The organism is Streptomyces sp. NPDC032472 (assembly GCF_040636955.1).
Classification (GTDB): domain Bacteria; phylum Actinomycetota; class Actinomycetes; order Streptomycetales; family Streptomycetaceae; genus Streptomyces.
Window position 1 is genome coordinate 35,098 of sequence record NZ_JBEZVK010000003.1, and the last position, 23,474, is coordinate 58,571.

The 23,474-nt window shown below is 72.6% G+C and carries 26 protein-coding genes; 10 read left to right on the forward strand and 16 right to left on the reverse strand.

Annotation, left to right across the window (positions count from 1 at the left end; all coding sequences use genetic code 11):
- Positions 1-131 precede the first annotated feature (131 nt).
- The 6 genes from AB0F11_RS02310 to AB0F11_RS02335 form a co-directional block, all read right to left on the reverse strand.
- Positions 132-1,208, reverse strand: coding sequence for an aspartate-semialdehyde dehydrogenase (locus AB0F11_RS02310; protein ID WP_362167343.1), 1,077 nt, complete (start codon positions 1,206-1,208; stop codon positions 132-134).
- Positions 1,205-2,485, reverse strand: a complete 1,281-nt coding sequence (locus AB0F11_RS02315; protein ID WP_362167345.1) for an aspartate kinase — start codon at positions 2,483-2,485, stop codon at positions 1,205-1,207. Before AB0F11_RS02315 ends, AB0F11_RS02310 begins: the two co-directional genes overlap by 4 nt.
- 105 nt (positions 2,486-2,590) lie before the next feature.
- Entirely contained in the window at positions 2,591-3,166 is a 576-nt protein-coding gene (locus AB0F11_RS02320; RefSeq protein ID WP_362167347.1) for a Uma2 family endonuclease, read from the reverse strand.
- Between the two features lie 50 nt (positions 3,167-3,216).
- Positions 3,217-4,146 (reverse strand): hypothetical protein, encoded by a 930-nt coding sequence (locus AB0F11_RS02325; protein WP_362167349.1) that lies wholly within the window; start codon positions 4,144-4,146, stop codon positions 3,217-3,219.
- A gap of 214 nt (positions 4,147-4,360) precedes the next feature.
- A complete protein-coding gene (locus tag AB0F11_RS02330; RefSeq protein ID WP_362167352.1) occupies positions 4,361-4,582 on the reverse strand; it encodes a DUF397 domain-containing protein in 222 nt (73 codons plus the stop codon).
- A complete protein-coding gene (locus AB0F11_RS02335; RefSeq protein WP_362167354.1) occupies positions 4,579-5,406 on the reverse strand; it encodes a helix-turn-helix transcriptional regulator in 828 nt (275 codons plus the stop codon). Before AB0F11_RS02335 ends, AB0F11_RS02330 begins: the two co-directional genes overlap by 4 nt.
- A 75-nt stretch (positions 5,407-5,481) precedes the next feature.
- Between AB0F11_RS02335 and AB0F11_RS02340 the strand changes: the two genes are divergently transcribed.
- Complete coding sequence (locus AB0F11_RS02340) at positions 5,482-5,883, forward strand: hypothetical protein (RefSeq protein WP_362167357.1); 402 nt, start codon at positions 5,482-5,484, stop codon at positions 5,881-5,883.
- Here AB0F11_RS02340 and AB0F11_RS02345 read toward each other — a convergent pair.
- The 3 genes from AB0F11_RS02345 to AB0F11_RS02355 all read right to left on the reverse strand — a co-directional run bounded on the left by AB0F11_RS02345 (position 5,880) and on the right by AB0F11_RS02355 (position 7,563).
- The gene (locus AB0F11_RS02345) at positions 5,880-6,539 is read right to left on the reverse strand and encodes a DUF5063 domain-containing protein (RefSeq protein WP_362167359.1); all 660 of its coding nucleotides are present in this window, start codon (positions 6,537-6,539) and stop codon (positions 5,880-5,882) included. The genes AB0F11_RS02340 and AB0F11_RS02345 overlap by 4 nt on opposite strands.
- The gene (recR, locus tag AB0F11_RS02350; protein ID WP_361918066.1) at positions 6,532-7,131 is read right to left on the reverse strand and encodes a recombination mediator RecR; all 600 of its coding nucleotides are present in this window, start codon (positions 7,129-7,131) and stop codon (positions 6,532-6,534) included. The genes AB0F11_RS02345 and recR overlap by 8 nt, the downstream gene beginning before the upstream one ends.
- Before the next feature lie 84 nt (positions 7,132-7,215).
- Positions 7,216-7,563 carry a YbaB/EbfC family nucleoid-associated protein gene (locus tag AB0F11_RS02355; RefSeq protein ID WP_362167362.1) on the reverse strand — a complete coding sequence of 116 codons (348 nt, stop codon included), beginning with the start codon at positions 7,561-7,563 and terminating at the stop codon, positions 7,216-7,218.
- A gap of 264 nt (positions 7,564-7,827) precedes the next feature.
- Here AB0F11_RS02355 and AB0F11_RS02360 point away from each other — a divergent pair, with 264 nt between their 5' ends.
- A complete protein-coding gene (locus tag AB0F11_RS02360; protein WP_362167364.1) occupies positions 7,828-8,580 on the forward strand; it encodes an SLATT domain-containing protein in 753 nt (250 codons plus the stop codon).
- A gap of 665 nt (positions 8,581-9,245) precedes the next feature.
- Here AB0F11_RS02360 and AB0F11_RS02365 read toward each other — a convergent pair.
- The 4 genes from AB0F11_RS02365 to AB0F11_RS02380 form a co-directional block, all read right to left on the reverse strand.
- Positions 9,246-9,902, reverse strand: a complete 657-nt coding sequence (locus AB0F11_RS02365) for a hypothetical protein (RefSeq protein WP_362167366.1) — start codon at positions 9,900-9,902, stop codon at positions 9,246-9,248.
- 117 nt (positions 9,903-10,019) lie between these two features.
- Positions 10,020-12,584 carry a glycosyltransferase gene (locus tag AB0F11_RS02370; protein WP_362167369.1) on the reverse strand — a complete coding sequence of 855 codons (2,565 nt, stop codon included), beginning with the start codon at positions 12,582-12,584 and terminating at the stop codon, positions 10,020-10,022.
- Between the two features lie 11 nt (positions 12,585-12,595).
- Complete coding sequence (locus AB0F11_RS02375; protein ID WP_362167370.1) at positions 12,596-13,276, reverse strand: GntR family transcriptional regulator; 681 nt, start codon at positions 13,274-13,276, stop codon at positions 12,596-12,598.
- Positions 13,277-13,394: 118 nt separating this feature from the next.
- Positions 13,395-14,759, reverse strand: a complete 1,365-nt coding sequence (locus AB0F11_RS02380) for an aspartate aminotransferase family protein (protein ID WP_362167372.1) — start codon at positions 14,757-14,759, stop codon at positions 13,395-13,397.
- A 183-nt stretch (positions 14,760-14,942) separates the two neighbouring features.
- Between AB0F11_RS02380 and AB0F11_RS02385 the strand changes: the two genes are divergently transcribed.
- The 4 genes from AB0F11_RS02385 (at position 14,943) to AB0F11_RS02400 (ending at position 17,288) form a co-directional block, all read left to right on the forward strand.
- Positions 14,943-15,584, forward strand: a complete 642-nt coding sequence (locus AB0F11_RS02385) for a DJ-1/PfpI family protein (protein WP_362167375.1) — start codon at positions 14,943-14,945, stop codon at positions 15,582-15,584.
- Positions 15,577-16,089 (forward strand): MarR family winged helix-turn-helix transcriptional regulator, encoded by a 513-nt coding sequence (locus AB0F11_RS02390; RefSeq protein WP_362167377.1) that lies wholly within the window; start codon positions 15,577-15,579, stop codon positions 16,087-16,089. The genes AB0F11_RS02385 and AB0F11_RS02390 overlap by 8 nt, the downstream gene beginning before the upstream one ends.
- 150 nt (positions 16,090-16,239) lie before the next feature.
- Positions 16,240-16,641 carry a nuclear transport factor 2 family protein gene (locus AB0F11_RS02395; RefSeq protein WP_362167379.1) on the forward strand — a complete coding sequence of 134 codons (402 nt, stop codon included), beginning with the start codon at positions 16,240-16,242 and terminating at the stop codon, positions 16,639-16,641.
- A 5-nt stretch (positions 16,642-16,646) separates the two neighbouring features.
- Positions 16,647-17,288, forward strand: a complete 642-nt coding sequence (locus AB0F11_RS02400) for a LysE family translocator (RefSeq protein ID WP_362167382.1) — start codon at positions 16,647-16,649, stop codon at positions 17,286-17,288.
- Between the two features lie 16 nt (positions 17,289-17,304).
- Here AB0F11_RS02400 and AB0F11_RS02405 read toward each other — a convergent pair whose 3' ends face one another.
- The 3 genes from AB0F11_RS02405 to AB0F11_RS02415 form a co-directional block, all read right to left on the reverse strand.
- A complete protein-coding gene (locus AB0F11_RS02405; RefSeq protein ID WP_362167776.1) occupies positions 17,305-17,790 on the reverse strand; it encodes a diadenosine tetraphosphate hydrolase in 486 nt (161 codons plus the stop codon).
- A 64-nt stretch (positions 17,791-17,854) separates the two neighbouring features.
- On the reverse strand, positions 17,855-18,286 hold the full coding sequence (locus AB0F11_RS02410) for a MarR family winged helix-turn-helix transcriptional regulator (RefSeq protein WP_362167384.1): 432 nt from the start codon (positions 18,284-18,286) through the stop codon (positions 17,855-17,857).
- Positions 18,286-18,702 (reverse strand): SRPBCC family protein, encoded by a 417-nt coding sequence (locus AB0F11_RS02415; RefSeq protein WP_362167387.1) that lies wholly within the window; start codon positions 18,700-18,702, stop codon positions 18,286-18,288. The genes AB0F11_RS02410 and AB0F11_RS02415 overlap by 1 nt, the downstream gene beginning before the upstream one ends.
- 360 nt (positions 18,703-19,062) lie before the next feature.
- Between AB0F11_RS02415 and AB0F11_RS02420 the strand changes: the two genes are divergently transcribed.
- From AB0F11_RS02420 to AB0F11_RS02435, 4 genes are read left to right on the forward strand one after another with little or no spacing between them, the layout of a single operon-like run.
- The gene (locus tag AB0F11_RS02420) at positions 19,063-20,139 is read left to right on the forward strand and encodes an alpha/beta hydrolase (RefSeq protein ID WP_362167389.1); all 1,077 of its coding nucleotides are present in this window, start codon (positions 19,063-19,065) and stop codon (positions 20,137-20,139) included.
- Positions 20,132-21,427, forward strand: coding sequence for an acyltransferase (locus AB0F11_RS02425; protein ID WP_362167392.1), 1,296 nt, complete (start codon positions 20,132-20,134; stop codon positions 21,425-21,427). Before AB0F11_RS02420 ends, AB0F11_RS02425 begins: the two co-directional genes overlap by 8 nt.
- 10 nt (positions 21,428-21,437) lie before the next feature.
- Positions 21,438-22,736 carry a sensor histidine kinase gene (locus tag AB0F11_RS02430; RefSeq protein ID WP_362167394.1) on the forward strand — a complete coding sequence of 433 codons (1,299 nt, stop codon included), beginning with the start codon at positions 21,438-21,440 and terminating at the stop codon, positions 22,734-22,736.
- Positions 22,737-22,745: 9 nt separating this feature from the next.
- Positions 22,746-23,426 (forward strand): response regulator transcription factor, encoded by a 681-nt coding sequence (locus AB0F11_RS02435; RefSeq protein WP_362167396.1) that lies wholly within the window; start codon positions 22,746-22,748, stop codon positions 23,424-23,426.
- Positions 23,427-23,474: the final 48 nt, after the last annotated feature.

The window sequence follows — 23,474 nt, forward strand, 5'->3', positions numbered from 1 at the left end:
CGCGAGGCGACTTCACCAGCAATGTCTTCATTGCCCTCATGCGTACTCGCTCTTCCTGATTGCCCCGTCCGTCCAGCGGCAGTCAGGCCATCACCTTGATCAAGGGATCAGCGCTGATCCTACAAAGTGAATTACGCGAATTCACCAGCGAGCAGTTCCGCGATCTGAGTGGCGTTCAGCGCCGCCCCGCCCTGGAGGTTGTCGGCGCACACGAAGAACTCCAGCGACCGCGGATCGTCCAGCGAGGCCCGCAGCCGCCCCACCCAGGCCGGGTCCGTGCCCGCCGCGTCCACCGGGGTAGGGAACTCCCCCGCCGCCGGATCGTCCACGACGACCACCCCCGGCGCCGCCTCCAGCACCTCCCGCGCCCGCCCGGCGTCCACCGCGGCCCCGAACCGGGCCCGCACGCTCAGCGAATGCCCGGTCAGCACCGGCACCTGGACGCAGGTCACCGCCACCGGGAGCGCCTCCAGCCGCAGGATCCGGCGCGTCTGGGCCCGTACGGCCAGCTCGTGCGAGGACCAGCCGCCCTCGCGCAGCTCGCCCGACCACGGCACGACGTTCAGCGCGAGCGGGGCCGCGAAGGGCCCGGTGTCCTCGCCGACCGCGCGCCGCACGTCCCCGGTCATCTCGCCCAGCGAGGTCCCGGCGACCAGCGACAGCTGCCTGCGCAGCGTCTCGGAGCCGGCCCGCCCGGCGGCGCTCGCGGCCTGGTACGAGGACACGGTCAGGTCGGCGAGCCCGTACTCGGTGTGCAGCGCGCCCAGCGCCGCGATCATCGCGGCGGTGACGCAGTCGGGGCTCGCGACGATCCCGCGCGGCCGGTTCCGTACGGCCGGCGCATTGACCTCGGGCACCACGAGGGGCACCTCGGGGTCCTCCCGGAAGGCCGCGGACTGGTCGACCACGACCGCGCCGCGGGCGGTGGCGACCGGCGCCCAGCGGGCCGAGACCTCGGCCGGGGTGAGGAAGAGCGCGACGTCGCCCGCACCGAGGCCGTCGAAGGCGTCCTCGCTGAGGGCGAGCACCTCGGTCTCCTCGCCGCGCACGGCCAGCATGCGGCCGGCCGAGCGCGCGGAGGCGATCAGGCGTATGTCGCCCCAGACGTCCGCCCGCCGGGACAGGTTCTGGAGCAGGAGCGATCCGACCGCTCCGGTCGCCCCGACCACGGCGAGCGCCGGAGCCGGGGTCGACCGGGCCGGCGTCATCGTCCGGTGCCTCCGTAGACGACCGCCTCGTCGCTGTCGGAGTCGAGGCCGAAGGCCGTGTGGACGGCGACGACGGCCGCGTTGACGTCGTCCTGGCGGGTCACCACCGAGATGCGGATCTCGGAGGTCGAGATCAGCTCGATGTTGACGCCCGCGTCGGACAGCGCCTGGAAGAAGGAGGCGGTGACGCCCGGGTTGGTCTTCATGCCCGCGCCGACCAGGGAGATCTTGCCGATCTGGTCGTCGTAGCGCAGGGAGTCGAAGCCGATCTGCGCCTTCGCCTTCTCCAGGGCGTCGATGGCCTTGTGGCCCTCGGTCTTGGGGAGGGTGAAGGAGATGTCCGTCAGGCCCGTGGCCGCGGCGGACACGTTCTGCACGATCATGTCGATGTTGATCTCGGCGTCCGCGATGGCGCGGAAGATCGCCGCAGCCTCGCCCGGCTTGTCCGGAACGCCGACGACAGTGATCTTGGCTTCGGAGACGTCGTGGGCGACTCCGGAGATGATGGCGTGCTCCACCTGCTCGTCCCCTTGCGACTCGGGCTTCTCGTTGCTGACCCAGGTACCCGGCAGTCCGGAGAAGGACGAACGGACGTGGATCGGGATGTTGTAACGGCGCGCGTACTCCACGCAGCGGTGCAGCAGCACCTTGGAGCCGGAGGCGGCGAGCTCCAGCATGTCCTCGGAGGAGATCCAGTCGATCTTCCGGGCCTTCTTCACCACGCGCGGGTCGGCGGTGAAGACGCCGTCGACGTCGGTGTAGATCTCGCAGACCTCGGCGTCCAGCGCCGCGGCGAGCGCGACGGCGGTCGTGTCCGAGCCGCCGCGGCCCAGGGTGGTGATGTCCTTGCTGTCGGCGGACACACCCTGGAAACCGGCGACGATGGCGATGTTGCCCTCGTCCAGCGCGGTGCGGATACGGCCCGGCGTGACATCGATGATGCGCGCTTTGTTGTGGACCGAGTCGGTGATGACGCCTGCCTGGCTGCCGGTGAACGACTGCGCCTCGTGGCCCAGCTTTTTGATCGCCATGGCCAGCAGGGCCATGGAGATCCGCTCTCCGGCGGTCAGCAGCATGTCGAATTCACGCCCGGCAGGCATCGGCGATACCTGCTCGGCGAGATCGATCAGCTCGTCCGTCGTGTCGCCCATCGCGGAAACCACGACGACCACCTGGTGGCCGTTCTTCTTGGCATCCACGATCCGCTTGGCGACGCGCTTGATGCCCTCGGCATCGGCTACGGAGGAGCCTCCGTACTTCTGCACGACAAGGCCCACGTGCGCTCCTCGCTCATTCCAGTACTCGGTCGCGGGCCAGTGTAACGAGCGACCGCAATGCGGCCGACGCGTACCGCATCATGAGACGTTCCGTTCACCTCATGATCACTCTGCGAATTCCTTGAGCCCTTCGGTCGCCAGGGTGATGCCGACCGGCTCGGGCAGCTCCACCTCGGCTCCGAACGGCCGCTTGGTGACGGCCAGGTACCGGCCCTCCTCCGGTTCCGCGTGCACCACGACCGACGGCTCGTCCCGGTCGATGAGCAGATAGACGGGAATGCCCGCTGCCGCGTACCCGGCGGGCTTCTCCACCCGGTCGCGGGCGTTGGCGTCCCGGTCGCGGGAGGTCACCTCGACCACCATGAGCACGCCGGCGGGATCGGCCCACTCCCCCTGTCCGCCGAGACTCCTCTTCGGCGCCAGCAACCCGTCCGGCCGTGCTCGACCGCTGCGGTACTTCTCCACCTTCAGCCCGCGCTCGGGGTAAAGGAACAGCTCCGGGCGCTGCTGCATGCACACCGTCAGCAGCCACGCCACGATCTCGCTGTGGTATCCGTCCGGCACCGGCTTGACCTGCACCTTCCCCTGGATGAACTCCAGCCTCACGAGCTCGGGCGCGTTGCGCGCCAGCTCCTCGAACTCCTCGGTCGACATCTGCGCCCGGGCACCGGTGGGGGTCATGGCTTCACCTCCTCCCCACCATGGTGCCCCGACGGGCACCTCCTGCACGCTCATACGCGGCCCCTGGGGAGGAGACCGCCCGCCTCGCGGACGATGTCGGCGAACTTGCGGACCTCCTCGGGGGTCGGCCCGGCGGCCCGGAAGGTCTGCCGTTCGCGCAGCTCCTCCACCTCGGCCTCGACGGCCTTGCAGTGCTCGCAGTTCATCTCCAGCAGGCACTGCGGGCAGAGGCCGTTGACGATCCGTACGGTCCGTTCGTCCTGCTCGCAGAACATGCAGGCGAAGTACCGCTCGACCACCACCCCCTCCTCCCCGTTCTCGTCCGTCTCCACGGCCGGCTGTTCGGGCGGCATCTTGGGCTCCAATCGCGACCGGATCAGGGCCGCAGCGTTGTGGACGGGCCGGGGCAGTCCGGCCGTCAGGCTCTGGGTGAGCTCGGCGACGGTGACCCCGCGCTCCAGCCACCGTTCGGCCAGCGGCGCGAGCTCCTCGCACTCGGCGGCCGACAGCACGAGCTGCGGATCCGCCTCCTTCAGCCGGGCCAGCGCCTGGTAGGCCAGCTCCTTGGGCGGCAGCCGCAGCGGCTCGGCGCCGATGCTCTTGCAGTACTCCAGCCACCAGCCCCGGTCCCGCTGGGTCCGCGAAAAGTAGGTCCTGGTCACCCAGCGGGAACTGGACGGCAGGACCACGCGCTCGCGGAACAGGCAGAGGTGCCCGGAATCGACGAGCCGGTGCAGCAGCCCCCGGCAGCCGGCCTGCCCGAGCCCGTCGATGCGGGCGGACAGGGTTTTGTGGTCGATCGCCGCCCCCTCGGGCAGGCGCTCGATAAACCAGGCGAGCGCCGCTTCATCCTTGGGCAGGTGTGCGAAGTCGTCCCCGGTTCGGGGCGCCTGGCCGGGCGCGTCGCGCTTTCCGTAGCCGGGATTGGCCATTGGGTGGGCGGCGGCAGGCTGGGCAGCGCTAAGGTCGTCGTACGCCACGAGATCCCCTTTGCGGATCTTGTAGGTCAGACCCCGGCCGGTGTTCCTGCACCGTCCGGGGTCGATTCGTCTGGGCCGGACGCTAAGGCCTCGCGACGCTCCGTCGCAACTCGATCACGATTAGTCATATCGCGCTGCATGCGCGGGACTTGGGTGGGCGGGTGGGTTCAACCCAACCGCCCAATCCAACAAGAAAGAGCTCGGAGCTCGGAGCTCAGATCCGCCCCACGAAATCGCCCCACACGGCTGCCGGGAACGTGAGTTCGGGCCCTCCGGTCACCTTGGAATCCCGCACGTGGACGGCGTCCGGCCCGTCGGCGACCTCGACGCAGGCACTGCCCTCGCCATCGCTGTACGTGGACTTTCGCCAGTTGAGGGCCACCTCCACGCAGGCGTCACCCTCGGAGTCGCTGTAACTCGACTTGAACCACTTCATAGTTCATCCACCATCCGCTTGATGAAGGCGACCGACTCGCAAGGGCTGAGGGCCACTGTGCGGATCATGCCAAAGCGCTCGGTGTGCGTACTCACCACTGATGGGTCGGAGGTCAGTTGACTCACCGACTGCCCGGTCGAATAGGCGTAGCGATCGAGCTCGCGGGACTCCAGCAGAACCATGGGGCCGCTCGCTGCCGCCGGGATAGCCCGGTCGAAAGGCATCACCTGGAGCGAGACGTTGGGCAGCTGGGCATCCCAGGTCAGGGAGAGCAGTTGCTCTCGGTGCATCTCCACCCCGCCCCAACGGCAGCGCAGAGCGGCCTCGAAGACAACGAAGCTGGCCGCGACGGGCGACTTCCCCGTGAGCAGCACCTGACGTTCCAGACGGGCCGCAACCCGCTGCTCAAGCGTCTCCTGGTCGAGCGGCGGCCAATGCTTGGCCATCAGCGCCCGCACATAGTCCTCGGTCTGCAGCAGGCCAGGGATCAGCGTGACCTCGTACCACCAGATACTCCGCGCCTCGCGCTCATGCTCCATGAAGTCCACGGCCCGCGCGGGGAACTTCTCGCGCCGGAGGTATTCCTTGGCGGCGCTCAGCAGCCCCTCCGCCTGGAACAGCGCATCAGCCGCGCCCAGCAGTTGCGGGGTCGGCATGCGCACGCCCTGCTCCATGGCCTTGATGGTGTCGGGCGAGTAGCGGGCGGCCTCGCCCAACTGCTCCCTCGTGACGCCGGTCTTCACCCGCCACCGCTTCAGCTGGTCACCCGCATACCGCCAGGAGGACGGCGGTACGGAAGGGTTCGGCACTGACACAGCGGCCACCTCCGACGGCTACATCACGACCTGTATCCGCTCAGTCACTCTCCACCGTAGCCCCGAGGCGGAAGGCTGCGGGACATGAACAGCGCACTGCGGCCCGATTGGGTCCCCCTGCTCGGCCACCAGCTCCGCCTGACCGGCGTCCACTTCGACGCGGTCCGGATCCCCGGGGTGCGCGGCGAGGCCGTCGCCGGGCAGCTCATCGAGGCGACCGACGGGCGGGCCGGGCCGATCGTGTGCGAGGCGGCCGGGTTCCGCTGGATGTACTTCCTGCTCGCCCCCGGCGCCTCGCGCCGCTACTCCTGGCCGCTCGGCGTCCAGCGCTTCGGCACGCAGACGCGCACCGCCGCGTACGTCGGGGTGCCCGCGCTCGGCGGGGACACCTGGCCGCTGTTCTGGCAGTCCCCGCCGACCGCGGCCGCGCCCTTCGTGGACGCGGCCGCGCTGCACTCCGTACTGGCGCGGCCGAGCAGTGGCTAGCTGCGGGCGGGGCGGCGGCCGATCGTGCCGAGTTCCTCGGCCATGACCCGGCCGGCCTGCTCGGCGAGGTCGTCCTCGGCCAGGTCCTCGTCGGTGTCGAGCCCGTCCAGGGCCTCCAGCGGCTGGTCCAGCCGTACGTGGGCGACCAGCGACTGGAGGGCGCGCAGGGTGGCCGAGGCCGTCGAGCCCCAGTTGGAGAAGTACGAGAACTGCCACCACCACAGGGCCTCGGCCGTGCGGCCCGCCCCGTAGTGCGCCAGGCCGTGCCGCAGGTCCGCCACCACGTCGGCCACGTCGTCGGAGATGCGGTGCGCGACCGGGGCCTTGCGCGGCTCGTAGGGGTCGAAGACCTCGGAGTAGACGTCGACCGGTTCCAGCAGGTACGCGAAGCGCTCGCGCAGCTCGTCCACGTCCGGCTCCGGGCCGAGGTCCGGCTCGTAGCGCTCGTCGGGCAGGACGTCCTGGTAGGCGCCCAGCCGGCCGCCCGCGAGCAGCAGCTGGGAGAACTCCAGGAGGAGGAAGGGCACCGCGCTGTCCGGGTCCTCGCCCCTGGCCACCTCGGTGACCGCGACGATGAAGGACTCGATCTGGTCCGCGATCGAGACCGCGAAGTCGTCCGGATCCTGGCCCAGGATGTTCAGCGTTGCGTCAGACATCGAGAAGTCGCCTTCCTTCAAAGGCCCGCCCCAGCGTGACCTCGTCCGCGTACTCCAGGTCTCCCCCGACGGGGAGCCCGCTTGCCAGGCGGGTGACCTTCAGGCCCATGGGCTTGATCATGCGCGCGAGGTACGTGGCCGTCGCCTCGCCCTCCAGGTTGGGGTCGGTGGCGAGGATCAGCTCGGTCACCTCGCCGTCCGCGAGGCGGGCGAGCAGCTCGCGGATGCGCAGGTCGTCCGGGCCCACGCCCTCGATCGGGCTGATCGCACCGCCCAGGACGTGGTACTTGCCCCGGAACTCGCGCGTCCGCTCGATCGCGACCACGTCCTTCGGCTCTTCCACCACACAGATCACAGTGGCGTCCCGGCGCGGATCGCGGCAGATGCCGCACCGCTCCTCCTGCGCCACGTTCCCGCACACGGCGCAGAACCGGACCTTCTCCTTGACCTCCAGCAGCGCGTGCGCGAGGCGCCGGACGTCGGCGGGCTCCGCCTGCAGGATGTGGAAGGCGATCCGCTGCGCGCTCTTGGGCCCGACACCGGGCAGCCTGCCCAGCTCGTCGATCAGGTCCTGGACCACGCCTTCGTACAACGGACTGCCTACTCTCGGGAAAACGAAACGAAACGAAACGGAACAAAACAGAACGGAACGGTAAGGGTCGGGGAGGTCCGGAGGCTAGAACGGCAGGCCGGGGATCCCGGTGCCGCCGCCGCCCAGGCCCTGGGCAAGGGGGCCCAGCTTCTCCTGCTGGAGCGCTTGGGCGTTCTCGTTGGCCGCCTGCACGGCCGCGACCACCAGGTCGGCCAGGGTCTCGGTGTCCTCCGGGTCCACCGCCTTCGGGTCGATCACCAGTGCGCGCAGCTCACCGGATCCGGTGACCGTCGCCTTCACCAGGCCGCCGCCGGACTGGCCCTCGACCTCGGTGCGCGCCAGCTCCTCCTGGGCTGCCGCGAGATCCTGCTGCATCTTCTGGGCCTGCTGGAGCAGCTGCTGCATGTTGGGCTGACCGCCACCGGGAAACACAGGTCATTCACTCCGTACCGTCGGGACGCGTCTGGACGCTTGGTCAATCCGAGCCTACGTGCTCACCGGGCGCAGCGCCCTACGCCGTGAGGACCAACTCTTTCGAGTGAGGGGCGGGGCGTGCGCGTCCCTGATGGAGACCTCCTTGCGGGCGGAAATCCGGGGATTCGACGCCCATCCGCCGCCATTCGGAGGTAGGAAGAGCATGCGCATCATTGCGCACACGCGCACCACCACAGTCAGCGCAGGCAGAGGGAGTGCCGGGTGAGCCAGCCGGAGATGCAGCCCGAGGGGCCACCCCGGGATCCCCGGGAGGAGGGCGGCGGGCCGATGGCGGCGGGCGATCTGACCGGCGGGCCCTTCCCCCTCGGGGACTGGGGCGAGCCCGCCGAGCGGCTGGACGAGCTCTACCGGCGGGTCGAGGCGGATGCGCTGCGCACCGCCGAGTGGTACATGTCCGACCGGGCCCGCAAGCGGCTCGGGGCCCGGATCCTGCGGGCCGGCGCCGCCGCCGGGGCCGTGATCGGCGCCTCGATGCCGCTGCTGGCGCTCACCGGCTCCGCGCCGGGCGCCGCGTCGTACGGGTACCTGGCGCTGTTGCTGGGGGCCGCCTGCATGGGGTGCGACCGGTTCTTCGGGTTCACGTCGGGCTGGATGCGGGACGTGGCGACCGCCCAGGCCGTGCAGCGCCGGCTGCAGACCCTGCAGTTCGACTGGGCCTCGGAGAACGTACGGGAGGTGCTGGGGCCGACGGAGGGGACGGCGAGCGAGGCGGCGGAGCGGTGCCTCACCGTGCTGCGGAGGTTTGCGGAGGACGTGGCGGAGCTGGTGCGGTCGGAGACCGCGGAGTGGATGGTGGAGTTCGGCAACGGGCCCGCCCCGCTGGTCATGCAGTCCCTGTCCCCGTCCTCCCCGCGCGGGGGCGAGCCGGGGGCGCTCCCTCCGCCCCGCTACCCCCTCCCCCCGGGCACCCGTCCGAACATGCCCCGCCAGCGCCCCCCGGAACAACCCCGCTGAACGTACAGGCCTCCGCCCCGGACCTCGCGGCAGGGCCCGGTACCCGGCCGACCCGGGGTTGCTGGGGCTCCGCCCCGGACCCCGCGCCTCAAACGCCGGCGGGGCTGACATTGCCGGACCCCCGCCACGCGCGTCGGCGAAGCCGGGAGGCAGCGGGCATAGCCCGATGCCCGGCCGCGCCGGGGTGGCGCCGATTCCGCCTCGCCGGCGTTTGGGGCGCGGGGTCCGGGGCGAGGCCCCGAGCTTTGAGCCCGCCGGCTTCGAGACGCCGGGTAAGGGCGAAGCCCCCGCCCTTCAGCCTCGCCGGCGATTGAGGCACGGGGCCCGGGGCAGAGCCCCGACCCTTCAGCCCCGCCGATGATTGAGCCACGGGGCCCGGGGCAGAGCTCCCGCCCTTCAGCCCGCCGGCGATTGAGGCACGGAGCCCGGGGCAGAGCCCCGACCCTTCAGCCCGCCGGCGTTTGAGGCGCGGGGCCCGGGGCGGAGCCCCGGTCTTTGAGCCCCGCCGGCGTTTGAGGCGAGCGGGGTCCGGGGCGGAGGCCCGGGATACGGAGAAAGGGCGGGGCGGGGAGACGGCTCCGCGCAGCGGCCCCCCGACCACGCTCGGGCTTCGGCTCCGGCCCGGCCGGGCCCCCGGCCCGGGCCAGGTGGACGACCAGGAGGCGTCAGCTGAAGATGATCATGGAGCCTTGACCGAGGCTTCGGGTGGCGGCCGCATGCAGGCCGAGCCACACATGCCGCTCCCGCGCGAAGGGACCGGCGTCCTCACCGTACGGGATCGGCCCGGCCGGTTCCTCCAACGCCGTGGGCCTCCTCGGCGGTGCCGGGGCCCCGGGCGGGTTCCCCGGGTCGATCCCGATCGCCGGCGCCACCACCACCAGCTCCCGCAGCAGCCCCTGCGCCGACCCCAGCGGCCCACCCCCGGCCAACAGCTCCTCGTTCGCCAGCGGCACCGCGAAGTCCACCGGCACGTACGCCCCGGCATGGTCGTAGTGCCACACCAGATGCGATTGCTGCGCCGTCGACTCGAACATCTCGAGCAGCTGCTCGTAGTCGCCGCCCAGCTCGTCCACCGGCGTCACCGGCAGCCCGCAGATCTGCAGCAGGTACGCCCGCCGCAGGAAGTGCAGGGCGTCGTAGTCGAAGCCGGCGACGGGGGCCACGTCCCCGCTCAGCCCCGGCATGTAGGCGAACACCGGCACGGACGGCAGTCCGGCCTCGCCCAGCGCCTTGTCGTACGAGGCGATCTCTTCGGCGAAGGGGTTGTCGGGGCTGTGGCACAGCACGTCGACAAGGGGGACCAGCCACAGGTCACAGGCCACGCGGGCTCCGATCAGTCGAGATCAGTCGTTGCCGCCGATCCCGCCAGCGTAATGCGCCGGACACCCTCCGCGAAGGCCTGCGCAGAACCTGCTCTCCGGAGCGCCGCCGGCGCACGGCTACGGCCGGGTGCCCACCTTCCACACCCACACGTCCTGCACCCGCTCCGGCTGCCGCCCCACCAGCTCGCTCACCAGCTGCCGCAGCACGTCCGCCCGGTCCTGGTCGGGCAGCACCAGCGCACCCGCCTTCCAGTACTCCAGGTCCCGCCGGGCCTGCTCCCGCCACTGCGGGGTGATCTCCGGCGGCTCCTGCCCGTAGCGGACGTCCCGCAGCAGGTTCGACAGGTGGCGCGGGGCGGCCCCGTAGATCCCGATCCGCTCGGGCCCCCACGGCCCGTTGAAGTAGCCTCCGGCCAGCCGGAAGCCGAAGTCCGCCTCGACCTGCCAGTGCAGCGCATCGGCCTGCCCGGGGTCGGGCAGCGGTACCGGAACGAGTGCCTCGCCCTCGTTGACGTAGCCCTTCCAGGCCCCGGAGGCGACGAAGGCCGGCACCGGCGCCCGCTCCCGCACGTTCAGCGGCAGCGGCAGCACCGGGACCAGCGCCGCGGCCGCCGCCAGCAGCCCGAGCGTGCGCAGCTCGCGCGCCCGCACCCGGACGATCCGGTCCAGCGCCAGGGCCAGCAGCACGCCCAGGACGGGGGCGCACACCATCGCCACGCGCCCCTCGATCACCGACTCGAACAGCGGCAGCTTCCCCAGCACCCACCAGGGGCCGGGCAGCACGACCCCGGTGTGCGGCACCGGCACCCGCGCCCCCAGGGACAGCAGCAGCGCCGCGGCGCCGGTGAGCGCCAGCGCGCGCACGGCCGGGCGCCGCCACAGCCACACGCAAACGGCCGCACCGAACGCCAGCAGGGGCCAGCCGTAGAAGGCGTTCTGCTCGGTGGTGTTCAGCGCGAGCCGGCCCGCCGTCTCGGGGTCGCCGAACAGGGAGCGGGCGGCGTACTCGACGAGCGCGCGCGGGCTGTTGCCCGCGTTGTCGCCGTGCAGGACCGAGTGGTAGCTCTGCGGCCCGAAGAACTGCCAGTACAGCGGGACCGCCACCAGCGGCAGGCAGACGGCCGCGGCGACCGCGAGGCCGAGCCCGAGCGGCCGCACCGCGGCGAGGGCGCGCCGGCGGTCCACCAGCAGGCAGGCCAGGGAGAAGACCAGCATGCCGAGCGCGGCGATGAGCAGCGGCTCCTCGCCGAGGAAGATCTGGTACGTCGCGAACAGCCCGAGCAGCACCCCGTCGCGGACCACGCTGCGCCCCTCGCACAGCCGCAGGGCCCGGTCGACGATCAGCGGGATCATGAACAGGACGACGAAGTTCGGGTGGCCGTTGGCGTGCGAGACCATCGGTGGCGCGAACGCGGCGAGCGCCCCGCCCGCGGCGGCCGCCCAGCGGCTCTCGACGAACCGGCGCCGGATCATCCAGTACCAGGTCCAGGCGCTGGCGGCCATGCCGAGGGTGAGGACCAGCGCGAAGGTGACGGTCTCGCCGAAGGCGAGGGTGACCGGGATGAGCGGCACGGTCAGGCCGAGCATCGTCGCGTTGGCCATCAGGTTCACGCCGTCGGGCATGCCCTGGGCGGTGGTGAAGAGCGGATTGCGCAGGTGGGTGATGTTGTCGGTGGCGACGCCGACGAACCACTCCCACTGGTTCTGGTCCTGGAGCGCGTCGTTGAGGTACCGGCCGTCGAGGTCCGCCCACAGGCCGTGGAAGACGTAGAAGGAGAGCGCGAGGAAGACGGCGGCGACGGCGAGGCCGCCGGCGTTCAGGCGCAGCAGCTCTACGAGCGCACGGCGCCGGCCGCCGGTTGCGGCAGGGCGAGCGGGGCGGGCGGGGCGGGCTGCGGCTGCGCCCGGCGCGGGCCGTCCGGCTGCGCGGCGTACCGGCACCTCGGCCACGGTCCCGCCGCCGCGCCGCAGCAGGCGCGTGACCTCGGCGTCCACGGCCGGTCCGTCGAGGGCCGAGGCGGCGAAGGCGGCGCGGGCCGCGTCCCCGTCGAAGAGGGCGAAGCCGAAGGTGCCGGCGCGCAGGCCCGGTATGCCGGGGATGCCGACGGCGCGGCCGAGGCGGCTGCGGCTCCGCCCGAGCGCCGCGACGGGTCGGCCGGCGATGCCTTGCGTACCGTGCTCCTCCTGGTCGAGGGCCTGCTCCAGGCGGGCGAGCTCGTCCAGTGGCGTGCCGAGTCCGGCGTCGGTCAGCAGGACCCTCCGGCCCGCGGAAGCCCGTACTCCGGCGCGCAGCGCGGTGCCCTCGCCCGCGGGACCGTCGAGGCGGACCGTACGGATCCGGGGATCCGCGGCGGTCGCGGCCTCTGCCCCGTCACCGGACTCGGCGCCGGCGTCGGCGTCGGCGTCGGCGTCGGCGTCGGCGTCGGCCGCACACTCGGCGGAACCGTCGTCGACGAGGACCAGCTCCCAGCCGCCCGGGCGGCCCTCCAGGTGCTCGCGGACGGCGGCGACCGTCGCCCTGATGCGGTCCCGCTCCCCACGGACGGGGATCACGACGGACAGGCCGATGCCGGTGCCCCCGGCCCGCGAGGCAGGGACGGAGACGGAGGGAGCCGAGGCCTGCGGGGCAGAGGCGGTCGCGGCCCAGGCCGCGGTGGCGATGGCGGCGGCGTGGCGGTCCACGCTCCCGCCCCTCACGCCGCGACCGGCTTCAAGGTCGCGGCCCAGTCCAGCGTGTGCCGGTTGTACGCGTGCACCAGGCGCCGCACCTCCTCGGCGTCCGCCCGCGTCACGGCGTCGATCAGCTCGTTGTGCCCCGACCACAGCCCCGTGTGCAGGTCCGCGGCCGCCTTCAGGTAGGGCACGGTGAAGGCCCAGCACTGCACCCGGATGCGGTGCAGGAAGTCCGTGATGTACGTGTTGCCGACCAGCCCGCTCAGCTCCTTCCAGAAGCGCAGGTCGTAGCCGATCAGCACTTCGAGCGAGCCGCTCTGTGCAGCCCGACACGCCTCCTCGGCCCGACGGCGCACCGACACCAGCAGGTCGCTCGATCCGGGCGCGGTGCCGCGCTCCACGAGCCGCCGGAAGATCCCGTCGACGATGAGCGTACGGGCCTCGATCATGCCCCGGAAGTCGTCCAGGGTGTAGACGCGCACGCGGAAGCCCCGGTGCTGCACCGACTCCAGCAGCCCTTGCGCGGCGAGGTCGACCAGTGCCTCGCGCACGGGGGTCGCGGAGACCTCGTACTGCTCGGCGATCTGCTTGACCGTGAACTCGGTGCCCGGTGGCAGGCGTCCCGCGAGCACCTCGTCGCGCAGCGCGTCCGCGATCTGCTGACGAAGTGTGTTGCGGGTGACAGCCGTGCTGCCTGGCATAGGGGTCCGTCTCCTTAGGTGAGCTTCGGACACCTTAGGCCAGGCAGCACGGCTGAAACCGATCGGTGCGCGGCCGATTTCGGCCGCGCACCGGGCAGGTCCCGGCGGGACCGGGCGGTCAGGCCGACGTGGTGTGCCGGTCGGCGACCGTCAGCGCCTCGTCGAGCAGGGCCAGGCCCTCCTTCGCCTCGGCCTCGGTGATGTTGCAGGCGGGCACGACGTGGGTGCGGTTCATGTTGACGAACGGCCACAGGCCGGAGGCCTTGCAGGCGGCGGCGAACTCCGCCATCGGCGCGTTGTCGGCGCCCGCGGCGTTGTACGGCACGAGCGGCGTACGCGTCTCCTTGTCCCGTACGAGCTCCAGCGCCCAGAAGGTGCCCAGGCCCCGCACCTCGCCGACCGACGGGTGCCGTTCGGCGATCTCCGCGAGGGCCGGGCCGATCACGTTCTGCCCGAGGTGGGCGGCCTGCTCGACGATGCCCTCCTCCTCCATGGCGTGGAGCGTCGCGACGGCGGCGGCGCAGGCCAGCGGGTGGCCGGAGTACGTCAGGCCGCCGGGGTAGGGGCGGGTGGCGAAGGTCTCGGCGATGGCGCCGGAGATGGCGACGCCGCCGAGCGGGACGTAGCCGCTGTTGACGCCCTTGGCGAAGGTGATCAGGTCGGGGGTGACGTCCCAGTGCTCGGCGGCGAACCACTTCCCGGTGCGCCCGAAGCCGGCCATGACCTCGTCGAGGATGAAGACGATGCCGTAGCGGTCGCAGAGCTCGCGCACGCCGGCGAGGTAGCCGGCCGGGGGCACCATGATCCCGGCGGTGCCGGGCACCGTCTCCAGGATGATCGCGGCGATGGTGGCCGGGCCCTCGAAGGCGATGGTGTCGGCCAGGTGGGCGAGGGCGCGCTCGCACTCCTCGGCCTCGGTGGCCGCGTGGAAGGGGGAGCGGTAGAGGAACGGGCCCCAGAAGTGCACGACCCCGGCGGCGCCGGTGTCGGAGGGCCAGCGGCGCGGGTCGCCGGTCAGGTTGATCGCAGCGGCGGTGGCGCCGTGGTACGAGCGGTACGTCGACAGCACCTTCTGGCGGCCCGTGTGCAGACGGGCCATCCGGACGGCGTTCTCGACGGCCTCGGCGCCGCCGTTGGTGAAGAAGATCTTGTCCAGGTCGCCGGGCGTGCGCCGGGCGATGAGGCGTGCGGCCTCGGAGCGGACGTCGACGGCGAAGCCGGGGGCGAGGGTGCACAGGCGGGCGGCCTGCTCCTGGATCGCCGCCACGACCTTGGGGTGCTGGTGGCCGATGTTGGTGTTGACCAGCTGGGAGGAGAAGTCGAGGTAGCGCTTGCCGTCGTAGTCCCAGAAGTACGAGCCCTCGGCCCCGGCGACGGCGAGCGGGTCGATCAGGGCCTGGGCGGACCAGGAGTGGAAGACGTGGGCGCGGTCAGCGGCCTTGACGGCGACGCCGTCCGCATCGAAGGGGAGATGAGGGGTCATACGGCCACGCTAGAAGTGCGCAGGTGGGAAGGGATATCGGCGGACTGTATGGGGGCGGCGCCGCACCCTCGGCACTCTGTCGCCGCACCCGGGGCAGGTGCGGCCTGACGCCCGCTCCATTGACAGCATCCTCCCAAAATGACAGCCTGCTGTCATATGCGGTCTCAAGAGGAGGCGGTCCACATGAGCGACTTCGAGCGGGACACCGCCCCGCGGCCGGTCCACCTGGCGGTCTACGACACGTACGCGGACTGGGAGACCGGCCACGCCACCGCCCACCTGGTCCAGCGCGGCCACCGCGTCCGTACGGTCGGCTTCGCCGCGGACGGCACGGTCACCACCATGGGCGGCGTCCGCATCCGGCCCGACCTGGCCCTCGCGGACCTCTCGCCCGAGGACTCCTCGCTGCTGATCCTCACGGGCGCTTCGCTGTGGGACACCGGCGACGAGCTGGCCCCGTTCGCCGCGAAGGCCCGGGAGTTCCTGGCGGCCGGGGTCCCGGTCGCGGCGATCTGCGGCGCCACGGCGGGCCTGGCCCGGCAGGGCCTGCTGGACAGCCGCGCCCACACCAGCGCGGCCGCGGCGTACCTGGCGCAACAGCCGGGCTACGCGGGCGCCGGGCGGTACGTGGAAGCCGACGCGGTGACGGACGGCGACCTGATCACGGCCGGGCCCACGGAACCGGTGGCCTTCGCGCGCGAGGTCTTCGCCCGGCTGGAGGTGTACGGGCCGGAGGTGCTCGACGCCTGGTACCGGCTGTTCCACGACTCGGACGCGAGCGCGTTCCCGGTGCTGATGGCGGCAGCGGAGCGCGGCGATGCCTGACGCGGAGCGCGTGCAGCCGGCTGGACCGCCGCCCGCCCGGCCCTCCACGACCCGGGCGCGCCAGGACCTGCTGAGCCGGACCGCGCTCGGCGTCTTCGGCCTGAACGGGCGGTTCCTGGCCCTCTCGGAGGAGCTGGCCCGCCCGGCCGGCCTGACCGCGGCCCGCTGGCAGGTGCTGGGCGCGGTCCTGCAGGAGCCGCTGCCGGTGGCCGGGATCGCCCGGGCCATGGGCATCACCCGGCAGAGCGTCCAGCGCATCGCCGACCTGCTGGCGGCGCAAGGCCTCGCGGAGTACGTACCGAACCCGGCGCACCGGCGCGCGAAGCTCCTGCGCCCGACGGAGGCGGGCCGCGCCGCGATCGCCCGCATCGGCCCGTCCCACGCGGCCCTGGCCACGGCCCTGGCGGCCCAACTCGGCGACGAGGCCTTCGAGGAAACGGTCCGCACCCTGGACCGGCTGGCCGCGGCGCTGGACGCGCTGCTGCCGGAGGCGGCGTCCGACTAAGGTTCGCCGCCGCCGGAGACGCGCCGCCGGACCATCGCGGGGCGGGCGCTCACCCGTCTGCTCGACCGCGGAGCCTGAGTTTGTGTCGAAGTCAATAAGCCTGCAAGCAAAGCTTGTTACGCGAGAAGGGCCCACCGCAGACTGCCGCTCATGGAGCCGTTGAAGGTAGTGGCACAACTGTGGGAGCGAATCGACGCACGCGACTGGCACGGCGTGTCCCGCCTCATCGCCGAGGACGCCGTCATCGAATGGCCGGTCAGCGGCGAGCGCATCGTCGGCCGGGCCAACTTCATCGCCGTGAACAGCGATGACGCCTATGCCGACGAGAGATCCGTGGAGGTGCTGCGGATCCTCGCCGACGGGGACCTCGTCGTCACCGAGGTGGAGATACCCCAGGACCACGTCGTCTACCGGGCCGTCTCCCTCTGGACCGTCAAGGACGGCGAGATCGTCGGGGCCCGCGAGTACTGGACCAGCCCCGGCCAGGACCCGGCGCCCCGCTGGCGTGCGGGCTATGTCGAGCCGCTGGCCGAGCCCCTGGTGGCAGACTGAGCCGCGTGCTCACCCAACTCGCCACCGCGACCGGTGTCCTGGCCCTGCTGACCCTCGTCCCCGGGCCCGACATGGCGGTCGTGACCAGGCGCGCCGTCGCCCGCGGGCGGGCCGACGGGCTGCGCACCGTCGCCGGGATCACGGCGGGACTGCTGCTGTGGGGCGTGCTCACGGTCGCCGGTCTGGCGGCCCTGCTCGCCGCGTCGGCCGAGGTCTACCTCGTGGTGAAGCTCGCGGGCGCCGCGTACCTGTGCTTCCTCGGCGTGCAGGCGCTGCGCCGCCCGGGGGCCGAGCCGCAGCCGGGAGACGGGAACGGCTCGGCACGCGGCGAGGAGCGCGGCGACCGTCGCGACCGCAGCAGTGCCTGGCGCACGGGGCTCGTCAGCAACGCCCTCAACCCGAAGATCGCCGTGTTCTACACCGGCCTGCTGCCCGCACTCGCCCCGTCCGGCCTGCGCCCGGCGTTGGGCATGGCGTTGCTGGTGCTCGTCCACGTCGTCCTGACCGTGGTCTGGCTGGCCGCGTACGTGTACGTGCTCTCGCGCGCCCGGCGGTTCTTCTCCCGGCCGCGCGTGCGCCGGGCCCTGGACCGGGTGACCGGGGTCGTCCTGATCGGCTTCGGGATCCGGGTGGCGACGACCCCGTGACCGGCGCGCGTCAGGGTCAAGCCTCGGTCCCGCCGCCCAGTCGGTCCAGCTCCTCCCCGATGGCCGTCCGCAGGCCGTCGTGCCGGGGGCCGAGCTCGTACTGGCTCCCCCGCCAGTACTCCTCCTCGTACAACCAGACGGGCAGCCGGACCAGGTCGGCGGGCTCCCAGTCGTAGCGCGGCCAGATGTGGGCGTGCAGGTACGGGTCGGTGTTGCCCAGGATCTCGATGTTCACCCGGCGGAAGGCCGGGTCGAGCCGGCGGCAGGCCCGTTCCACGGCCTCGGCGAGCCGCTCCATGTCGCCGAGGTACGCGGCCCTGCGCGCCCGGGGCAGGTCGGAGAGCCGGGTCACGGACGGGTCGTCGGTGAGCAGCACGGCGTACCCGGGGAGGAACTGCCGGTCCCCGATCACGGCGAAGCCCTGGTCGAGGCGGCGCAGCACCGTGGGGTTCTCGCCCCGGTGCGCGCTGCCTATGCGGTCGTTGCGCCAGTTGTCGTTGATCATCGGCCCAACGTAGCGGCCGTCGGCAGTCGGCGGCCTGCGGTCGGGAGCGGGCCCGTGCCCTTCAGGACTCGGGCCGCCCCGCCAGCCGTCCGAGCAGGGCGATCGCCTCGGCCACCGGGACCGGCTCGAAGAAGCGGGCGTCGGCCTCCTCGACGGCGGCGACCGCGCGCGGCGCCAGCCGGGCGCCGGCGTCGGTGACCCGGAGCCGCTTGGCGCGGGTGTCGGCGGGGTCGACCTCGCGCCGGATCAGGCCCTTGGCCTCAAGGGTGCGCAGGACCTGCGAGGCCATCTTGACGTCGGTGCCCGCCTGGCGGGCGACGGCGAGCTGGTTGGGCTGCTCGCCCTGCTCGTTGAGCCACCACGTGCAGGCCAGCAGGACGAACTGCACGTGGGTGAGGTCGAGCGGGGCGAGCGCGGCGGCGATGCCCCGCTGCCAGCGCAGGGTGGCGTGCCAGAGCAGGAAGCCGGGGCTCTCGGCGGGCGTGAGGGCCATCAGCCGGCCGCCCGGGTGACGAGGGCGGCCATGGTCTCGGGCCAGTCGGCGGTGACGGCCGGGCCGATCTCGGGGCCGAGCGCGTCGGCGCCGTCACCGGTGATCTCCATCCGGTACACGACGCGGGTACGCAGGTCCCGGCCCCGGTCGATGCGGTGGACGGTGCGCAGGAGCAGGCCGTCGAAGCGGGCCTCGTCCACGAACAGTTCGCCCGGCTTCGCCTCGGCGATGCGCAGGTGCACCGGGTCCTGGCCGGCGGGGGTCATGACGATGGCGGTGCCGGTCTCGAAGGGTCCGTCGAGCTCGATGTGCTCGATGTCGGCGTTCCAGGTGCCCCAGTTCTCGACATCGGCCCACAGTGCCCAGACGGCTTCAGGCGCGGCGTCGGTCTCGATGCTGTGCTCGTACGTCCACATGGAATGCCTCCGCAGGGATCGGCGTCTCGAAGAAGTTCTGCGTACAGATTATCTTCGCGACGACTATCTGTCCACGGGTATCGGCGGCGCGTTGGGGGCGAGACCGGGACTCCTTCGCAGGCGCCCTCCGGACCCCTTCGTGGACCCCTCCCCGGGATGATCCGGTCCGCCTCGGGGAGGCGGTCCCGTAGCTCGCAGGTTTCCCCTGTCATACCTGAGAGCTATTCAGGAAGGCCGCTCTGCAGCGGGACGCCGACCACGGGTGCCGATTCATAACTTCGGTATCGGACAACGCGCTTCGAGCGCACCACCCGCACCCCCACAGCACCCGCTGGATCGAGCGAAGGAGCAGGGACCGCCATGACCCGCCTCGACGGACACCCCGCAGGACGCCCCGAAGGATGTGGCGACGACGTGCGCCGTCCGCTCGGCCGTCTGCGCCGCACCCTGCTGGCCGGCCTCGTCGCCGCGGCCGTCGCGCTTCCCGTGTCCGCCGCCGCATCGCCCGACGTGCCCGCGCCGATACCGGTGGCGTTCGAGGAACAGGCCGCGCCCCAGGCTCGATACGCGGCCAACCGTGCCAACCTCGCCGAGGCGGCGCGCATGGCGCAGCAGGCCGGGCGGACCGGCCGCGCCGGGAAGCTGCGGGCGATGGAGGCAGACGGGACCGCGCAGTTCCTCGCCTTCGACGGCCGCGGCAAGGGGCGGGCGGTGGAGGTCTTCGGCGACCTGGAGACCGCCGACCGGATTGCGGTCCTGGTGCCCGGCTCCGATACCTCCCTGGACACCTACCAGCGGTTTCGATCCGGGGCGCTGGCGCTGCACCAGCGCCTGAAGGCCGCGCACCCCCGCTCCGCGGTGGTCGCCTGGCTCGGGTACGAGACGCCCGGGACGGTCAGCCCGACGGTGCTGACCTCCGACCGGGCGGCCGAGGCAGCAGCCGAACTGGCGCCATTCCTGCGGCGTTTGGCACAGACCACCGTGCCCGACGCCCGCATGTCACTCCTGTGCCATTCCTACGGCTCGGTGGTCTGCGCCCGCACCGGGACCGGCCCGAAGGTCGGCGACATCGCCCTGTTCGGCAGCCCGGGTACGGGCGCCGCCTCGGCCGCCGAGATGCCGACCGGTGCCCAGGTCTGGGCCGGGCGCGGCGCCGGCGACTGGATCGCCGGTGTACCGCACGTCCGGCTCGGCGGGATCGGCTTCGGCACCGACCCGGTCTCCCCTGCCTTCGGCGCCCGGCCCTTCAAGGCAGGGCCGGGCGGCCACAGCGACTACCTCAAGCCCGGGACGGAGTCCCTGGAGAGCCTGGCCCGCATCGTCCTCGGTGCCGACAGCCCCGCCCCGGCCCCTGCCCCCGCGACTGTGCCCGCCCCCGCTCCTGCTCCTACTCCTGCTCCTGCGTCCGCCACCGCTCCGGAGGTTCCCCATGCGTAAGCTCCGTGCCCGCTGGTCCGCCGTTGCCGGGCGGGTGGAGGCCGCCACCCCGGCCGGCCGGGACCGGGCGGTGGATGCGCTGCGGGCCTTCGCCATCCTCGGGGTGGTGCTGGGGCACTGGCTCGTCACGGCCATGACCACCGCCGACGGCGGCCTGAGCACCACCAGCCCGCTGTCGCACATGCCGTGGCTGGCGCCGGTGTCCTGGGTGTTCCAGACGCTGTCCGTCTTCTTCCTGGTCGGCGGGCAGGTCGGCGCCCGGTCGTACGCCGCGGCGCGGGAGCGCGGGGTGTCGTACGGGGTGTGGGTCGGCCGGCGGCTCGCCCGGCTGTTCCGGCCGGTCGCGGCGGTGCTCGCGCTGTGGGCTGTCACCGCGGTCGGGATGCTGCTCGGCGGGGCCGAACTGGACACGCTGCACGCGCTGGTGCGGCTCGTGCTGTCCCCGCTGTGGTTCCTCCTCGTCTTCGCCGCGCTGACCGCCGCGACGCCGCTCGTGGCCCGGATGAGCCCGCTGTGGCCGCTGGGCGTGGTGGCGGCCGTGGACCTGTGGCGGTTCGGGCTGGAGGGCCCGGCGTGGATCGGCTGGGTCAACGTGGCCGCAGGCTGGCTCGTCCCCTACACCCTCGGGGCCGCCTGGTCCCGAGGGGCGTTCGCCCGGCGCACTCCGGCCGCCCTGCTGCTGGGCGGGGGTGCGGCCGCCACCGCGGCGCTCGTGCTGTGGGGCGGCTATCCGGCGTCCATGGTCGGCGTCCCCGGCGCCTCGATATCGAACCTGAACCCGCCGACGCTGGCCGCGGCCGCCTTCGGCCTGGCCCAGTGCGGGCTGGCGCTGCTGCTGCGCGAGCCGGTGGCGCGGGCCATGCGCCGGCCCGGGGTCTGGGCCGCGGTGGCCCTGCTCAACCTGTCCGCGATGACGGTGTTCCTGTGGCACCAGACCGCCATGATGGCCGTCACCGCTCTCGGGCTGCTGGCCCCCGCCGACCTGCCGGGGCTGCACACCGTGCCGGACTCCCCCCAGTGGATAGCCGCCCGACTGCTGTGGCTGCCGGTCTTCGCGGCCGCGCTGGCCGTCTGCTGGTCTGCGTTCCGTGCGTACGAGCAGGGTGTTCGGCGTCGGCGGTCCACCCCCTCGCGCACAGTCGCGGGCTCCGTCGGCTCCATCGGCTCCATCGGCTCCGTCGGTTCTGCCGGTCCCGCCGGTTCCGCCGGTTCAGCCCCGTCGTCCGCGGGCCTCGTCGACCCCGGTCGTCCACGGGTGGCTCCGGAAGAGGTGATCACCCATGCCTAGGCTGGGCGGCATGACCGAGCTGAGCAGCGCCCCGGCCCACCCCGCGGGCTCCGGAGGGCGTGCCGTCCTGCGGGGTCTGGCAGCCGACCTGTTCACCCTGGAGTGGAACCCGCTCCCCCGGCTGTCCCGGCCGCGCTGGCTGGCCTGGCTGCCGCACGCGGTCGTCGGCTACCTGGCACTGTTCTTCACCTTCCTGACCACCGAGCAGCTGTCCGACCACTACGGCGTCACCGGCGGCTATCCGCTGCTGGCGGCGCTGGCGACGGGCGCGTCCATCGTCCTGGCCATGTTCCGGCCGATCGCCGCCTGGTGGCTGGCGCTGCTGGCCGGCACCCTGGTGGCCGTGCGGACCCACGACCACGTGGGGCCCGGCCAGAGCTGGCCGTGGACGCCCGGCGGGATGATCGGGTTCGGACTCGTGCTGATGCTGGTCGCCCTGCGGGTGCCGCCGCGGGTGACCGCCGTCGTCGTCGGCCTGTCCGTCGCGTTCACCGGCCTGGCCGAGTTGCTGTTCAAGCCGCCGGGCGCGCAGAGCGTGGCCCTCGCCGACCTGGTCCTGTTCGGCTTCATCGGCGTGCTCGGGTACGCGCTGCGCGCGACCCGGCTGGCCCGCACCAAGCTCGTCGAGCAGGAGACGCTCACCGAGGAGGAGCGCAGTCGGCGCACCCTGCTGGAGGAGCGCAGCCGGATCGCCCGCGAACTGCACGACGTCGTCGCCCACCACATGTCGGTGATCTCCATCCAGGCGCAGGTCGCCCCGCACCTGGTGGAGAACCCCTCCGAGGAGCTCAAGGAGAACCTGGCGGGGATCCGGGAGAACGCGCTGGAGGCCCTGACCGAGCTGCGGCGGGTGCTGGGCGTGCTGCGCTCGGAGCATCCCGACGACCCGGCGAACCCGCACCATCCGCAGCCCTCCCTGGCCGAGTTGGAAGGGCTCGTCGACAACGTGCGCAGCGCCGGTCTGGACGTCACCACCGAGGTCGCCGGGGTACGGCGGCCGCTCGCGCCGGGCGTCGAGCTGACCGCGTACCGGATCGTGCAGGAGGCGCTGAGCAACTGTCTGCGCCATGCGCCCGGTTCGCGCGTGGAGGTGGGCATCGCGTACGGGCCGCGCGAACTGCACCTGTGCATCGCCAACAGCGCACCGAGCCGCCCGGCCCCGCCCTCGCAGGGTGCGGGGCACGGGCTGCTGGGGATGCGGGAGCGGGCGGGCATGCTGGGGGGCGAGCTCGCCGCCGGCCCGCGCCCGGGCGGCGGGTACGAGGTGAGCGCCGTGCTCCCCATGGATCCCGAGACGAAGAAGGGCTGAACCGGACGCATGAGCGCTCCCGCCGCACCGATCAGGGTGATGATCGCCGACGACCAGATGATGGTCCGGCAGGGATTCACCGTCCTCCTCAACGCCCAGCCCGACATCGAGGTCGTCGGCCAGGCCGTGGACGGCGCGGAGGCGGTGGCGAAGGCCGCCGAACTCGGCCCGGACGTGGTCCTGATGGACATCCGGATGCCCGGGATGGGCGGCATCGAGGCCACCTCCGTCATCACCGCCGTCCCGGACTGCACGGTGAAGGTGCTGGTGCTGACCACCTTCGACCTCGACGAGTACGTGTACGAGGCGCTGCGCGCCGGGGCTTCGGGGTTCCTGCTCAAGGACGCCTCGGCCGACCAGCTCGCGGAGGCGGTGCGGGTGGTGGCGGCCGGCGAGGCGCTGCTCTCGCCGAACATCACCAAGCGGCTGATCACCGAGTTCTCCCGGCTGGGGGCGCCGCGGGCGCCGTCGAAGGCGCGGATCGCCGATCTGACCGAGCGGGAGACGGAGGTGCTGGCGCTGATCGCGCAGGGCCTGTCGAACGCGGAGATCGCCGCGCGGCTGATCGTGGCCGAGCAGACGGTGAAGACGCACGTGGGCCGGATCCTGGTGAAGCTGGGCCTGCGCGACCGGACGCAGGCGGCGGTGTTCGCCTACGAGACGGGTCTGGTCCGTCCGACGGGGTACTGAGGGCCGCAGGTAGTACCTGAGAGGGAGGCCGGGAAATCCCCTTCGGCG